This is a genomic window from Thalassotalea agariperforans, from assembly GCF_053470345.1.
Genome location: NZ_JBQMWH010000037.1, coordinates 1 through 1,064, shown reverse-complemented (window position 1 = coordinate 1,064; position 1,064 = coordinate 1). Strand labels below are relative to the sequence as shown.

The 1,064-nt window shown below is 52.5% G+C and carries 1 rRNA gene; it reads right to left on the bottom strand.

The features are described from left to right. Positions 1-32 precede the first annotated feature (32 nt). Positions 33-1,064, bottom strand: a 23S ribosomal RNA gene (locus ACSLUO_RS17675); the annotation flags it as partial.

The following is a 1,064-nucleotide window of genomic DNA, read 5'->3' as shown; positions in this document are numbered from 1 at the left end:
TGTTTACTCTCGTAAAACCACTTGGGTGTTGTATGGTTAAGCCTCACGGGCAATTAGTATCAGTTAGCTCAATGCCTCACAGCACTTCCACACCTGACCTATCAACGTTGTAGTCTCCAACGACCCTTCAGGGGACTTAAAGTCCCAGTGAGAACTCATCTCAAAGCCTGCTTCCCGCTTAGATGCTTTCAGCGGTTATCAGTTCCGAACGTAGCTACCGGGCAATGCCATTGGCATGACAACCCGAACACCAGAGGTTCGTCCACTCCGGTCCTCTCGTACTAGGAGCAGCCCTCTTCAATTCTCAAACGCCCACGGCAGATAGGGACCGAACTGTCTCACGACGTTCTAAACCCAGCTCGCGTACCACTTTAAATGGCGAACAGCCATACCCTTGGGACCGACTTCAGCCCCAGGATGTGATGAGCCGACATCGAGGTGCCAAACACCGCCGTCGATATGAACTCTTGGGCGGTATCAGCCTGTTATCCCCGGAGTACCTTTTATCCGTTGAGCGATGGCCCTTCCATACAGAACCACCGGATCACTATGACCTGCTTTCGCACCTGCTCGACGTGTCTGTCTCGCAGTTAAGCTGGCTTATGCCATTGCACTAACCGTACGATGTCCGACCGTACTTAGCCAACCTTCGTGCTCCTCCGTTACTCTTTGGGAGGAGACCGCCCCAGTCAAACTACCCACCAGACAGTGTCCCCAACCCCGATCAGGGGCCTAGGTTAGAACATCACGCATACAAGGGTGGTATTTCAAGATTGGCTCCACAACATCTAGCGACGCTGCTTCAAAGCCTCCCACCTATCCTACACATGTAGGAGCAATGTTCACTGTCAAGCTATAGTAAAGGTTCACGGGGTCTTTCCGTCTAGCCGCGGGTATACGGCATCTTAACCGCAAATTCAATTTCACTGAGTCTCGGGTGGAGACAGTGTGGCCATGATTACGCCATTCGTGCAGGTCGGAACTTACCCGACAAGGAATTTCGCTACCTTAGGACCGTTATAGTTACGGCCGCCGTTTACCGGGGCTTCGATCAAGAGCTTCGC